Source organism: Amphibacillus sp. Q70, from assembly GCF_052055485.1.
Taxonomy (GTDB): Bacteria; Bacillota; Bacilli; order Bacillales; family Amphibacillaceae; genus Amphibacillus.
The window spans coordinates 125,657-140,084 of sequence record NZ_CP197171.1 but is presented as its reverse complement, the minus strand read 5'-3'; the positions used below and the strand labels follow the sequence as shown (position 1 = coordinate 140,084).

16 protein-coding genes are annotated in these 14,428 nt (G+C 35.8%); 15 read left to right on the top strand and 1 reads right to left on the bottom strand.

Annotated elements, in window-relative coordinates; genetic code table 11:
- Positions 1-83: 83 nt before the first annotated feature.
- The 7 genes from yhfZ to ACS127_RS00525 are packed head-to-tail and all read left to right on the top strand — an operon-like array spanning position 84 to position 5,009.
- The gene (yhfZ, locus tag ACS127_RS00555; protein ID WP_440896530.1) at positions 84-1,001 is read left to right on the top strand and encodes a GntR family transcriptional regulator YhfZ; all 918 of its coding nucleotides are present in this window, start codon (positions 84-86) and stop codon (positions 999-1,001) included.
- A gap of 15 nt (positions 1,002-1,016) precedes the next feature.
- Positions 1,017-1,496, top strand: coding sequence for a PTS system mannose/fructose/N-acetylgalactosamine-transporter subunit IIB (locus tag ACS127_RS00550; protein ID WP_440896529.1), 480 nt, complete (start codon positions 1,017-1,019; stop codon positions 1,494-1,496).
- Positions 1,497-1,507: 11 nt separating this feature from the next.
- Positions 1,508-2,257 carry a PTS mannose/fructose/sorbose/N-acetylgalactosamine transporter subunit IIC gene (locus ACS127_RS00545; RefSeq protein WP_440896528.1) on the top strand — a complete coding sequence of 250 codons (750 nt, stop codon included), beginning with the start codon at positions 1,508-1,510 and terminating at the stop codon, positions 2,255-2,257.
- On the top strand, positions 2,244-3,071 hold the full coding sequence (locus ACS127_RS00540) for a PTS system mannose/fructose/sorbose family transporter subunit IID (RefSeq protein ID WP_440896527.1): 828 nt from the start codon (positions 2,244-2,246) through the stop codon (positions 3,069-3,071). The genes ACS127_RS00545 and ACS127_RS00540 overlap by 14 nt, the downstream gene beginning before the upstream one ends.
- Positions 3,072-3,085: 14 nt before the next feature.
- Positions 3,086-3,817, top strand: a complete 732-nt coding sequence (locus tag ACS127_RS00535) for an amidohydrolase family protein (protein ID WP_440896526.1) — start codon at positions 3,086-3,088, stop codon at positions 3,815-3,817.
- Entirely contained in the window at positions 3,818-4,594 is a 777-nt protein-coding gene (locus ACS127_RS00530) for a BtpA/SgcQ family protein (RefSeq protein ID WP_440896525.1), read from the top strand.
- A gap of 16 nt (positions 4,595-4,610) precedes the next feature.
- Positions 4,611-5,009, top strand: coding sequence for a hypothetical protein (locus ACS127_RS00525; protein ID WP_440896524.1), 399 nt, complete (start codon positions 4,611-4,613; stop codon positions 5,007-5,009).
- A 1,024-nt stretch (positions 5,010-6,033) separates the two neighbouring features.
- On the opposite strand, the gene ACS127_RS00520 is transcribed toward ACS127_RS00525, so the two are convergent.
- On the bottom strand, positions 6,034-6,801 hold the full coding sequence (locus ACS127_RS00520) for a DeoR/GlpR family DNA-binding transcription regulator (protein WP_440896523.1): 768 nt from the start codon (positions 6,799-6,801) through the stop codon (positions 6,034-6,036).
- 521 nt (positions 6,802-7,322) lie between these two features.
- Here ACS127_RS00520 and ulaG point away from each other — a divergent pair.
- The 8 genes from ulaG to ACS127_RS00480 all read left to right on the top strand — a co-directional run bounded on the left by ulaG (position 7,323) and on the right by ACS127_RS00480 (position 14,364).
- Positions 7,323-8,387 (top strand): L-ascorbate 6-phosphate lactonase, encoded by a 1,065-nt coding sequence (ulaG, locus tag ACS127_RS00515; protein WP_440896522.1) that lies wholly within the window; start codon positions 7,323-7,325, stop codon positions 8,385-8,387.
- A gap of 80 nt (positions 8,388-8,467) precedes the next feature.
- Positions 8,468-8,926 carry a PTS sugar transporter subunit IIA gene (locus ACS127_RS00510; protein ID WP_440896521.1) on the top strand — a complete coding sequence of 153 codons (459 nt, stop codon included), beginning with the start codon at positions 8,468-8,470 and terminating at the stop codon, positions 8,924-8,926.
- 29 nt (positions 8,927-8,955) lie between these two features.
- Positions 8,956-10,431 carry a PTS ascorbate transporter subunit IIC gene (locus tag ACS127_RS00505; RefSeq protein WP_440896520.1) on the top strand — a complete coding sequence of 492 codons (1,476 nt, stop codon included), beginning with the start codon at positions 8,956-8,958 and terminating at the stop codon, positions 10,429-10,431.
- 21 nt (positions 10,432-10,452) lie between these two features.
- Positions 10,453-10,755 carry a PTS sugar transporter subunit IIB gene (locus ACS127_RS00500; protein ID WP_440896519.1) on the top strand — a complete coding sequence of 101 codons (303 nt, stop codon included), beginning with the start codon at positions 10,453-10,455 and terminating at the stop codon, positions 10,753-10,755.
- Between the two features lie 66 nt (positions 10,756-10,821).
- Complete coding sequence (locus tag ACS127_RS00495; RefSeq protein ID WP_440896518.1) at positions 10,822-11,460, top strand: 3-keto-L-gulonate-6-phosphate decarboxylase UlaD; 639 nt, start codon at positions 10,822-10,824, stop codon at positions 11,458-11,460.
- A gap of 7 nt (positions 11,461-11,467) precedes the next feature.
- Positions 11,468-12,325 carry an L-ribulose-5-phosphate 3-epimerase gene (locus tag ACS127_RS00490; RefSeq protein ID WP_440896517.1) on the top strand — a complete coding sequence of 286 codons (858 nt, stop codon included), beginning with the start codon at positions 11,468-11,470 and terminating at the stop codon, positions 12,323-12,325.
- Positions 12,326-12,344: 19 nt separating this feature from the next.
- Positions 12,345-13,031: an L-ribulose-5-phosphate 4-epimerase gene (locus tag ACS127_RS00485; RefSeq protein ID WP_440898047.1), complete on the top strand. Its 687-nt coding sequence runs from the start codon at positions 12,345-12,347 to the stop codon at positions 13,029-13,031.
- A 598-nt stretch (positions 13,032-13,629) separates the two neighbouring features.
- On the top strand, positions 13,630-14,364 hold the full coding sequence (locus ACS127_RS00480) for an HAD family hydrolase (RefSeq protein WP_440896516.1): 735 nt from the start codon (positions 13,630-13,632) through the stop codon (positions 14,362-14,364).
- The last annotated feature ends 64 nt before the right edge of the window (positions 14,365-14,428 follow it).

Here is a 14,428-nt window from a genome sequence, read left to right as displayed (position 1 = left end):
TACATAAAATTCAGACTATGTTACAATGCAAATATACAGAATACTGTTTATTGTTTATTCAGTTTTAAAAGGGGCTTGTTAAAATGGATTTAAAAAAGAAAAGAATTTCAGAGGAAATAGCTAATTTACTATTAACTTTTGATGTGGGTGATCGAATTCCAACCATATCAGAACTATCTGGAAAGTACCAAGTGGGTAATGGAACGATTCAAGAAGCTTTAGCTTATCTGAAAAGTATTGGAGCGATAAATACTGTTTCTAGAGGAGCAAAGGGTACTATCATCGAAAATATTGATCACGATATACTTTTAGAATTATCTGGTCCTTCACGTTATTTTGGTACTATGCCTTTGCCTCATTCCAAGCGATTTGAGGGCTTGGCAACAGGTATGATCGAAACGGTAAATTCCGATAAATTTTCATTGAGTATGTCATATCTACCTGGGTCTCAAAATAGATTAATGGCTCTACTGGATAAAAGGGTGGATTTTATGATTACATCTCAAAAAACAGCAGAAGCTTACTGCAAAAAAAATGATGATATCATCTTGTACTGTTCGCTTCATAAAGAATCTTACGTGCAATCTCATACATTGCTAATGGCGAAAGATAGTATAGCAAATGCAAACAAGGATAGAAAATTGAGAGTTGGAATTGATCTCACTTCTTCTGATCAAAGCACCTTAACAATGGAGTATTTTGCTAATAGAGAGATTGAGTTAGTCCCTATTGTTTATAATTCAGTTTTAAACAGTATTCTTTATAAAAAAATTGATGCAGCTATATGGAGCCACACCTCTTTACCTAAACCCTTAGAAGAAGAGGTTGAACTTATAAAAATTGATGAAGGGAGTTATGATGAAAAAAGTACCAAAGCAAGTATCATCATTAGAAAGGAGGATGCAAGAATAAAAAAAGTATTAAATCAAAAGCTTAATATTAATAAGGTTAAGGAAATACAAAATTTAGTTCTTCTAGGTCAAAAATTACCTATGTATTAGGAAGGAGGGATAATCATGCGTGAAGTAAAACTTATCAGAATTGATGAACGATTAATTCATGGTCAGATCGTGACAACGTGGACTAAAGCTAGTAGTTGTAACACGATTGTTGTTGCTGATGATAAAGCTGCTAATGATCCACTTTCTGAAACTTTATTTAAACTAGCCCTGCCTAGAGGGGTGAAATTAAAAGTATTGAAATTGGATGATGTACAAAATTATTTGAATCAAAGTGGCGATGAAAAGATCCTGTTTATTGTAGGTAACTTAGATAGTCTGAGCAAACTAGTTGATTTAGGTATGGATATCAAAGAAGTTAACGTTGGTAACATTAGTCAAGCAACAGGTAAGAAACAATATTATAAATCTATATTCTTAAATGAAAGCGATTTATTTTTAATTGATGAACTCTTAAATAAGGGAATTGATCTATTTGTTCAAGTCGTTCCAAGTGACAGCAAAATACCTATCCAAAAACTATTGAATAGAAAGTGAGGGTGAATTAAATGTTAGTAGCATTATTAGTTGCCCTGTGGGTAACTTGGGGATTAATTGATGAACAAACTATTCAGTTACAGACGACCAGACCTATCATAACAGGGATGGTTGTAGGTATTATCATGGGTGACCTTAAAACAGGATTAATTGTTGGTGCGACAGTAGAATTGATGTTTTTAGCCGTCATCTTTGTCGGAACTGCTGTCCCGCCAGATCCTACTTTGGCAGCTGCATTAGCTACAGCTTTTGCTGTTTATGCTGGTGGCGGAACAGAAGTAGCTATTGCGACAGCAGTGCCGGTCGCTTTGATAGGTCAAATTATCACAACCATTCAGTATTCATTTGTAAATATAAGTTTTATGCATCTGGGTGAGAAGTATGCAAGAGAAGCAAATCCCAAAAAAATGCTTATATATAACATCCTACCGTTGTTTACCAACTTAATATTTTATGGCTTACCTACTTTTCTAGCGATTTATTTTGGAGCTGGATATGTAACGTCAATTATTGATCAAATTCCTGATACTTTGATTTCAGGTTTGGCTGTTGGTGGTGGAATGATAGGAGCCGTCGGATTTGCTCTATTATTATCAAGTGTGCAGATTGGTGGTTTATGGCCTTACTTCGTTGTAGGATTCATTTTTGCATCCTATTTACAACTCAATAACTTAGGTGTAGGTATACTGGCGATCTCTTTGGCAGCACTACATTATTATTTAGTTAACCGAACTGGAGGTAATGAAAATGCCGAAACATAATGAAGAAGTAAAACAAGATTTAACTAAAAAAGAACTCAGAAGTATTTTTATCAGATCATGTTTTGTAAGAAGTGCATTAAATTTTGAGAGACATCAGAATCTTGGGTTTTCCGTTGCAATGGCACCTGTTATCGAGAAATATTATGATAATTTAGAAGATAAAAAAGAAGCTTATGAACGACATATGCAATTGTTCTTAACAAACCCAATGATGGCAGCAACTGTTATTGGTGTTGCCTCGGCTATGGAAAAGAGAAAAGCTGTTGAAAAAGATATTACTGGTGAAAGTATTAGTGCCGTTAAAACGGCATTGATGAGTCCACTGGCTGCTCTTGGAGATAGTTTGATCAGTGGAACAATTAGACCGCTTGCGGCTGGTATTGCTGCTTCTTTGGCTCTTCAAGGTAGTATTTTAGGACCCATTATCTTCTTTATAGTCATGGCACTTGTTTCGGTAGGATTAAAGTATTTTGGTGTGTTTGAAGGTTACAAAAGAGGTGTTTCCTTTGTTACCGATCTACAACAATCTGGATTAATGCATAAATTAACGGAAGTTGCTAGTGTCGCAGCACTCACGGTTATTGGTGGTTTTATTCCCGCAGTCGTTTCATTAACCACACCATTAGAATTTGTTTCTGGGGAAACGACGATCGTGCTTCAAGAGCAATTAGATGAGCTGATGCCTGGTCTTCTGCCGCTTGGTTTAACTGTATTAATCTATATCATTATCAAAAAAACAAATATTAAGCCAATGACACTAATTTTTGTCACCATGTTATTAGGAGTTCTTGGTGTTTATATCGGAATATTCTAAAAAGGAGAGATAGAATGATTGATTTTCACGTTCATTTAGGGAAGAGTAGCTCAGGTTCAATGTATACTGCAAAGGATTTAGTTGATATGATGGATCAGAATAATATTGCTTGTTGTGGTCTATCCATGTTAAATGGTGTTCACGAGAATGAACTCAATGATAAAGTATCAGAAATGGCCAATGAATTTCCTGAAAGGATTATTCCCTTTGCCTATATTAATCCAAGGGATCCAAAAGCAATTGATGAGGTGGATCGGGCACTTGGTGATAAGAAAATGAAGGGAATTAAATTCCACTCATGGAAACATGGCTATAACCCGGAAAATCTAACAAGTCTTGATAGCGTCGTAACTGCGATAGAGAAGTATGATGTTCCTATTTTAACACACACAGGCACAGCTCCTTTATCTTTACCACATTCTTGGGCTGAAGTTGCCAAAAAGCACCCGAATCAAAAATGGGTTTTTGCTCACATTGGTTTACTAGATTTTGGTTACGGTTGTGTAGAAGCGGTAAAGGATCTTGATAATGTATGGGTAGATACTTCCGGACAAATTGAAGTTCAAATATTACAGAAGGCCTTTAATGAATTGGGGGAAGATCGAGTGATCTATGCTTCAGATTGGCCGTATAAACATGTTCCTGCAGAAATTTTGAAATTAGATTGCCTAAATATGAATGAAGCTCAGCATAAAAAAGTATTTCATAATAATTCAGCTCAACTATTAAAGCTGGAGATGATTTAAATGGAAGCGGTAAAAAGGTGTCAGTTAATTGGCATGATTCATCTCAAGCGAATTAATCAGCCCTACAATAATGCTGAATCCTTAGAAGAAGTCTATCAATTTGCCTTGAAGGATTTAAGAGCTTTAGAAGAGGGTGGAGCTGATGCAGCGATAGTGGAAAATTTTTTTGATCTGCCATACAGTTTGGAAATCGATTTGGAAACCCTGATAGCTTTTGTCTCTATCTTTACTAGATTAAGAGAGACAGCAACGATTCCGCTCGGTATTAATTTGCAACAGACAAAAAATAATGAAGAAATCATAATTGGGAATCTTCTGAAAGCCTATTTTATTAGAAGTGAAGCGTACGTCGAATACAGAGTCACTTCTTCCGGTATGTTAACACCTCAAAATGATAAAATTGAACAATATAGGTTTAACAGCAAATCCAATGTCAAAGTATTTGCAGATATTAACGTCAAACATAGTTATCCTTTGATCGACGTACCTATATTGGACCATATTTCAAATGCTATTGAACTTGGCGCAGATTCAATAGTATTGACAGGTGGGAAAACAGGTTCTAGTCCCCAGCCTGCAGAAATATTGGAATTATCTAGACAGCTTCCAGAAGATGTTTCCATTTTAATTGGAAGTGGTATAAAAGTCAATAATATTTCTGCATTTAAAGATGTAGTCAATGGTGTGATTGTAGGCTCTTCTATAAAAGAAAATAATGATCTTAATTGTCATGTGGATGTTGAAAAAGTTAAACAATTAAAAGCGGAATTAGTTTAGAAAGGAGAGAATGCTTATGATAGGTGTAATTATTACCGGCCATTCAAAATTCCCCTCTGGTACTTTGTCAGCTTTAGAGTTAATCTCAGGAGCACAAGACTATGTGAGTGCGATAGATTTTGAAGGTGCTATGAGTCCAACTGATTTATTTGATCAGTTGAAAGAGACCTATTTAGCATTCAACAAGCACTGTTCAAATGTAGTTATCCTTTGTGATATTGTTGGAGGAACACCGTTTAATCAGGCAGCAAAGTTGAGTGTAGAGTATGATAATATTGACGTATTTTCTGGCATAAGTTTACAAGCCTTATTAGAACCTATGATTAACAAAGAGCAAGGAATTTCAGAGTTTAGTCGTCTTCTCATTGAAAGTTCTAAAATGGGGATTCTGCATTTTAATAAAGAGATATCTTGATAGATATCATACAATCAGGTTTGTGTTAGTTTTGGTTAACTTTAAAAGGGGCTGTTGCATAATTAGCCAGTTAATTATGCAACAGCTCTATTTGTGAGTATTAGAAATGGGAATAAAACACTAGATAGAGACGTTCTATTCGGCGTTTTGGCTTGAGGTTTTATTTGAACTGATGGATAGAAGGGTTGTATTCGACATTTTGACTTGAGATTTCATTTGAAATGCGAGATAGATGTCCTCTATTCGACATTTTGACTTGAGATTTCATTTGAAATGCGAGATAGATGTCCTCTATTTGACATTTTGACTTGAGGTTTCCTATGAACTGATGGATAGAGGCGCCCTATTCTGCATTTTGACTTGAGGTTTCATTTGAAATGAAGGATAGTTTCAAATCTGCAAAAACATATAGCATGATAAAAAGAGCTGTTGCACTATTTATTTTTCATTTTGCAACAGCCCTTTTTATTTTTTTCAGGACCTTATTGTCCGTTATCTCTCGCCTAGCTAAATCGCTGTATTTCTTTAACAGAAGAACTACAGACTACAAACATCACATCATGTGGTAATGTCTGTGTGACTAATGTCATGAGACTGAGACTCAAAATAAGAACAAGCACTTATTCTTGCACGATCAAAGAAATAAAAGATTTTATTGGCGATCGTATAAGTCAAACGATGGCATTCGCCATAAAGACTTGGCGATAAGCCAAGTTTTTCTAACATTGTAAACACTAAAGTAGCCTTATTTAGTGCGGCTACTCGTTCCAGTGAAGACCATTGTTGACCCGAGTTTTACGGACGGTTATCTGTGATAAATTCTTTAATTGATCTTCAGGGAAAACATTTTTTATCTCGTTAGTTGAGCTTGTTTCCAGGTAAAGAAAAATAGATTTTATCTGTAAGTCTAAAATGAAAGTGGGGTGAGAGACCGTTGTAAAACAAAGAAACAATCTAGTTAATGTGAAGTTCTAGCTGCGAATAATTGAATTCTTATTATATGGAGCTGACAAGGGCTCTACTTTCAGCAAGGTACCTGAATAATTTGCACACCATGTTTTTCAATTGCATCTAATACAGTTTGATCAGCATAAGTATCGGTAATCAAAACATCAATAACAGATATTTGACCAATAGTAAAATTTGAATACTTACCGATTTTTCGATAATCAGCAACAACAATAACTTTGCCTGAATTCTCAATGATCTTAGTATTGATCCTTGCCTCGTGAATGACAGAGGTAGATATTCCCATCTCTACATTTAAGCCGCTGCAACCAATAATAGTTACATCTGAACGAGCATTGCTAAAGGATTCCATTGCAATGTCGCCTGACAGTGCCTCTTTAGGGTAACGCAATTCACCACCACTAAGTACAATGGTTGATTTTGGATGATGGTTCATATGAATGATTTTTGTATTATTTGTAAGTACATTGATCGCTTTATCTGTTAAGTACGCCAGTGCCTGAATAGCGGTACTGCTGGTATTAATAAAGACTGTATCGCGATCAGAAACAAATCGCCCTGCCTCTTTAGCGAGGCAATCTTTAATATGCGTGATCGAATCAGATGTTTTAGTATTATTTATGTCGGTATTTTGGATTTCAATTTTTCCAAAAGATTGCTTGATTTGCCCCATTTCATTTAATATGGCGCAATCTCTCCGAATCGTCATCTCTGAAACGCCAAACTCTTGACTGAGTGTTTTGACATCAGCAACCTTGAGCTCGCGCATTCGATTGACTAGTTGATTTCTTCGAGCTTGAACTTCCTCATAAGAACGTTTCATTTCCACACTTCCTTATTATTACAATATTATCATTACTTTAATTATCACAGGTAAAATAGAAAAATACGATCATAACATCTGGAATGAAACTAAGTAGGGTAAGAGATAGATTCAATAGTAAGTAAAAGGGAACCTAGTTTATCACAGATAACCGTCCGTAAAACTCGTCCCACCGGAAACATCTGCATGACCTACATCCTGTAGGCCCAACTCCCACTGATTGAAGTTTCGTTTTATCTATTCCAATCATCAATTTAATCTATTTAATGAAAAGAATACCTTAGCGTTATGATCTTCACACAAACATTGCTTCATGACAAATATTTAATCAATATGATGTTATCATCATGATAACATAAAAAGATTAAATTACCATATATTCATTTATATACATATTATAATAACATAAAAAGATTAAATTAACATAAAAATATGAAAATGAACATAAAAAGGTGTTGAAAGCGTTTCATAAAATGTTAAACTCAAAGTGAGAATACTGCAAAATGAAAGGGAGGCAAAAAATGAAAAATGTTAATGATGTGACAAGAGAAAAATGGATACTCGCCACATTCCCAGAATGGGGAACGTATCTCAATGAAGAGATTGAACGGGAAGTTGTTGAAAAAAATACGGTTTCAATGTGGTGGCTAGGTTGTACGGGGATTTGGCTAAAGAGCCACGAAAATGCCAATATTCTATGTGACCTCTGGACTGGTACAGGAAAACGTACACATGGTGATGGATTAATGAGGGAAGGCCACCAAATGATGCGGATGAGCGGGGTGAAAAAACTACAACCCAATCTTCGAACACAGCCTTTTGTAATTGATCCTTTTGCTGTGAAGGATGTTGATGCATTAGTGGTCACACATATTCATTCTGATCATTTAGATATTAATACAGCTGCTGCTGTACACCAAAATTGTCCGAAAGCAAAATTTATTGGTCCGTTAGAAGTGGTCAATACATGGCTAGAATGGGGTATCCCAGAAGAAAAGACAATCATTGTTAAACCGGGTGATCGAGTTGAGGTCAAAGATGTAACAATCGTTGCTTTAGAGGCATTTGATCGAACTGCTTTAGTCACTGCTTCAGATCCTGATGAAGTCCTTAAGGGGAAAATGCCACAAGATATGGATTTAATTGCTGTAAACTACTTATTTGAAACCACTGGTGGCAATATTTATCACGCAGGGGATTCACATTACTCAAATATGTTTGCTAAACATGGCAATGAACACAAGATTGATGTTTGTTTAGGTGCTTACGGTGAGAATCCTCGCGGCATCACTGATAAAGTGACCTCCGTGGATATGTTAAGAATGGCAGAATCCTTGAATGCTCAAGTGGTGATACCTGTTCATTATGATATTTGGGCGAACTTTATGGCAGACCCAAAAGAAATTATCGAAATATGGAAATTCAAAAAAGATCGTTTAAAATATCAATTCAAGCCTTACATTTGGCAAGTTGGCGGTAAGTTTACGTATCCAACAAATAAAAATGATTTAGAGTTTAACTTTAATCGTGGCTTTGATGATGCCTTTACTACTGAAAATGACACACCATTCCCATCATTTTTATAAGAACTAAACTGATAAATTCGTATTTATTGATTAATGCGACTTTATCTTACTAAACTATCGAAATGAGAGAGGAGCTTCCAATGCTACGTTATTTTTATGACCATCAATTAATTAAAATTATGGATAAACAGCCTAAAGATTGGGAAGAGGCCATTCGGTTTAGTGGGGAAATCATGAAAGAACACGGTTTGATTACGAATCAATATATTGAAGATGTTATTGCTGATTGTCATGAGTATGGACCCTATATTGTGATTATTCCAGAGGTTGCGATTCCTCATTCTTCTGCAAATAGTAAAGGTGTCCTAGGAACAGGAATAGGTTTAACGATTATGCCTGAAAGTGTTTCCTTTGAAGCGGGTAACTCAGAAAAGGATGCTAAATTATTTTTTATGCTGGCGGCAAAGGATAGTGACTCACATATGAAAAATGTCTCGAATTTGTCAGAGCTTTTAATGGCGGAAGATATGTTACCAGATTTATTAACCATTAAGTCAATAGAAGATTTTGAACGTGTCATGTCCAAACACGGTATGTGACTATCTTATTTAGAAAAGAGGTTGTTTAAATGAACAATGTATTAGACTTTTTACTATCCATTTGGGTTTATTTTACGGAAAATATTCTTACACAACCAGCTTTCTTAATTGGATTTATCGTATTAATTGGTTATTTGTTATTGAAAAAAACGATATTGGAAAGTATAGCTGGTTTTCTCAAGGCAACGGTAGGATACCTTATTTTAACAGTTGGATCTGGTGGATTAGTTGATAATTTCCGTCCGATTCTTGTTGGATTGAGAGAAAGGTTTGAGTTAGATGCGATGGTAACTGACCCCTATTTTGGTCAAAATGCAGTTACGGTCGGAATTACTGAAACATTTGGGCGGGCTTTTGGAGATACGATGTTGTTATTATTAATTGCTTTTGTCTTTAATATTCTCCTTGTTCGTTTTAAAAAGTACACAAAGTTACGTGCGGTATTTACAACAGGAAATGTTCAAGTACAGCAAGCTGCCACTGCCTTTTGGCTATTACTATTTTGTTTCCCAGAATTAGGGCGTATTGAAGTACTATTGATCATGGGTCTAATTTTAGGCTGTTATTGGGCAGTGGGTTCTAATTTGACAGCAGGTATTTGTCAGGATTTAACCGATGGAGCAGGTTTTGCTATTGCTCACCAGCAAATGTTCGGTGTCTACTTCTTTGCACGTTTGGCAGAGAAATTTAAAAAGAACAAAAGCAATCGCAAGCTAGAAGATGTTGAATTACCAGGATTCTTATCCATCTTCAATGAGAATATGGTTGCGACCTCGATCTTAATGATTTTCTTCTTTGGTATTATTTTAGTTGTCCTTGGTCAAGAGTGGTTAATTCAAGCAGAATTCATGCAAGAAGGACAAAGTTTCTTGTTTTACATTTTGAATACATCATTAATGTTTGCAGTCTATTTAGCTATTTTGCAATTAGGTGTACGGACCTTCGTATCAGAATTGACAGAATCATTCCAAGGAATCTCAAATACGATTCTCCCAGGAGCAGTGCCGGGTATTGATGTTGCAGCTACTTTTGGTTTTGGTTCACCAAATGCTGTGACAATTGGCTTCTTATTCGGAGCACTTGGACAGTTTCTGATGATCTTAATTTTAATCATTATGCAATCACCAACGGTTGTTATTGCTGGATTTATTCCACTGTTCTTTGATAATGCGGCTATTGCTGTCTTTGCCAACAACCGAGGCGGAATCAAGGCGGCGATGCTTTTTCCATTCATCTCTGGAATCATTCAAATTGGTGGATCTGCATTGATTGCTTCATGGGTAGGATTATCTCAATATGGCGGTTACTTGGGAATGTTCGATTGGGCAACTGTATGGCCGTTCTTCACCGTATTAATGAAGTTTCTAGGTTTTGCTGCTGTGGTGTTGATTGTTGTGATCTTGTTGGCTATTCCACAACTTCAGTATCGAGCAGATCCAGATGGCTACTTCTTAAAGCTTGATGATTATGATGCCTATTTAAAACAAAAAGAAGCTAAAAGCTAAAAATAAATGGAGGAATGAAATATGCGAGTATTAGTATCATGTGCTAATGGTTCAGGAACAAGTCTGATGATGAAGAGAAGTGTTGAGAAAGCGCTAAAAGAAGAAGGGTTTAACATTACTAACATTCATCACTGTGCTATTTCTGAAGGAAAGAGTACAGCTAAGAACTATGATGTTGTATTTACCCCAGTGAACTTTGCTAATATGTTTGATGCAGCTAAGGAAAAAGGGGTAACTGTTATTGGTGTGAAAAATGTTATGTCAGCAAAGGAAGTTGCAGAGCGTGTTAATGAAAGTGATTTAAAAGAGAGATTTTTGAAATAGAAAATATAGCATATATGAAAAAGAAATCTATCTTTAACAAAGATAACTTAGAAGGGAGCATAATGAATGGGGATACCAAATTTACAAATTGCCTGTGATCATTCAGATTTACCCTCTGCATTAGCCGATATTTCAGCTGTGGGAGATGTGGTTGATATTCTTGAAGTTGGAACTATTTTAATGCTTCAAGCTGGAGAAGAAGCGGTCAAGTGCTTTCGTGCATTATATCCAGATAAAAAAATTGTTGCAGATACGAAATGTGCGGATGCTGGGGGAACTGTCGCAAAAAATTGTGCTAATGCTGGTGCAGATTGGATGACCTGTATTTGTTCTGCTACAATTCCAACAATGATTGCTGCGGTGAAAGAGGTAGAGGAGATCCAGGTTGAATTATATGGGGATTGGACTTATGAACATGCCCAGCAATGGTTGGATGCGGGCATTTCTCAAGCTATTTATCATCAAAGTAGAGATGCTCTGTTAGCGGGTGAAACTTGGGGGGAAAAAGATTTAACACGAGTGAAAAAACTGATTGATATGGGCTTCAATGTGTCTGTAACTGGCGGATTAAATGTCGAAACAGTAAAGTTATTTGCCGGTATCGATGTTCATACTTTTATTACAGGGAGAGGCATTACAGGAGTACCAGACCCTAAACAAGCAGCATTAGACTTTAAGGCTGAAATCAATCGGATTTGGGGGTAAAGATCATATGAGTTTTATTGGACTATATGAAAAGGCGACTCCGAAACAGATTGATTGGTGGCAAAGGCTTAATTTTACCAAACAACTTGGCTTTGATTTTATCGAGATGTCAATTGATGAAACAGATGAACGTTTAGCACGCTTAGATTGGACAAAGGAAGAGCGGAAGCAAATTGTCGATGCGATTTATGAGACAGAAGTTAAAATTCTATCCATTTGTTTAAGTGGTCATCGCCGTTATCCGTTTGGTTCCAAAGATATACAAAAGCGAAAAGTAGCGATGACCATTATGAAAAAAGCTATCGACTTAGCCTCAGATCTCGGTATTCGAACGATCCAATTAGCTGGTTATGATGTGTATTATGAAGAAAAGACGATGAGTAGTCGTGAGTATTTTATTGAAAATCTAAAAGAGGCGGTTTCATTTGCAGCAGCAAAAGGAATTGTACTATCAATTGAAATCATGGACGATCCGTTTATTAATTCAATTTCTAAGTATTTAAACATCAAAGCACAGATACCTTCACCCTATTTGCAGGTTTATCCTGATGTTGGAAATTTATCTGCTTGGTTAGAGAATGATCCAGGATATGAGTTAGAAAAAGGCATCCGTGAAATTTCCCAAATTCATTTAAAAGATACATTGGCAGTAACAGGTGATTTCCCCGGAAAGTTTAAGGAAGTCCCTTTTGGAACAGGATGTGTCGATTTTGATGGTTGTTTACAAACATTGAAGCGACTTGACTACAATGGACCATTTGTAATTGAGATGTGGAGTGAAACGAGTGCTTGTCCAGAAGCTGAAATTGAAAAGGCTAAACGTTTTCTCATACCTAAACTAAAGGAGGCAGGCTATATTGAATAGTGACCAAACGATTTTAGATATGAAAAAACGTGTTTTCAAAGCAAACATTGCTTTACCTAAACAAGGTTTGATCAAACTGACTTGGGGAAATGTAAGTGAAATCAATCGTGAATTAGGGGTCATCGTGATTAAGCCAAGTGGTGTATCTTATGAAACGATGCGGGAAGAAGACATGGTTGTTATCGACTTAGATGGTCATTCACTAGAACGTGATAACCTCAAACCATCTTCTGATTTAGCAACACATATTGTATTATATAAACATTTTCAAGATGTTAATGCGATTGTTCATACCCATTCAACAAATGCGGTGAAATGGGCACAGGCACGTCGAGATATTCCTGCTTATGGCACAACTCATGCAGATACCTTCTGTGGGGCGGTACCTTGTACTAGGCAATTAACTCAAGCAGAAATTGAGGAAAACTATGAATTGGAAACAGGCAATGTTATTGTTGAAACCTTTACCCAAAGAAAGTTAGATCCGCTCGAATGTCCTGCTGTTATTGTTTATGGACATGGCCCATTTACTTGGGGAGAAACAACTGAGGTTGCTGTCCAAAATAGTATTGTACTAGAAGAAGTAGCTGATATGGCATTTGGAACAGAACAATTAAATTCAAATATCGATACCATTGATCAGTATTTGTTAGATAAACATTATTATCGAAAACACGGAGCGAGTTCTTATTATGGACAGAATTAATTGCTGTTTCTAGTGCTCATTAATTATTGAAATGATTAGGACCAACAACATCAGGCTTGAACAATCAAATATTTTCGAGTTTATTCATCCCCTAAAAGAAATGACCTATGGAATGATAGAAAGATAAAAACCCATTAGATCAAATATTTTAGGGGCTATTTACTGAGTTGAATAAAGAAGAATATATTGATAATATTTAAAGATACGTGCACATAAGTAACCAAGAGGTACTAAGCTACTATCAACTTCTAGCATGAATTTACTAACTATAACCACCTACCTCGAAAAGATGAGCATTTAAATGCTCCTAGATTATTTATCCGATAGAGCCGCCAGCTGATTTACCTTTTAGGGGAGTGTTGAAAAATTGAAGAAACCCATTAGATAAGACGGATGGTTCACTTCATATGGCGTAATGGATTTTTCAGTCTTATTTTCTCTTTAAAAAGGATAAACTAAAATATGTACTCATACACCTTCTCATATATTCTCTTAGTCTCTATCATGTTATCTTATAGCCATTAAGTTAAACTAATGTATGATAAGCCTGAAGAAAATGGTTGCTTTTTTTGATGAAAAAACGAAAGGAGGAACTCAGATGGAAAAGGATATTAAGCTGATTGCTTTAGATTTAGATGGGACACTGGTAAAAAACAAGAAAGACTTAATTACAAAAGAAACTCTCGAAGCCATTAAACATGCGCAAGAAAGAGGTATAGAAGTTGTTATCGCAACAGGACGCAATCGTTCATTAAGTTTAGACATCGCTAACAAAATCAATAGTCATTACTTGGTTACTCTAAATGGTGGGGAAATTTGGACAAGATCGGGGAAACTACTGAAAAGTCAACCGCTTGATCGTTCAACAGTAGAAAAGGTTATTAAAATTCATCAACAATATCCATCTTATTTTTGGCTTTTTTCACATGAGAAATATTATCGAAACGAGCTTCCCAATGATTATTTAGCACAAGAATGGTTGAAAATTGGTTTTGATGTTAAAGATGATAGACTTAGAGAGAAAAAGAAACAACAGCTCACACAGTTAGATAGGATTGAATTGAGTAATTCCAATTTAACAAACATGGAATTAAATCCAAAAGGGGTGCATAAAGCGAGTGGAATCCAATTTTTATTAGAGCGATTAGAATTGAATTTTGAACAAGTGCTGGCCATTGGTGATAGTATGAATGATTTAACCATGCTCAAAGAAGCTGGTATTGGAATTGCAATGGGAAACGCTCAGGATATAATCAAAGAGAAAGCTGATTGGGTGACGCAGTCAAGTGGGGATCATGGTGTCTCTGTTGCGATTAAAAGGTTTATTCCATAATAATTTCTTAATCAAAAATAAATAACAATCTAACGGTGCATAAGTTAGAGATGGAAGTTTAATT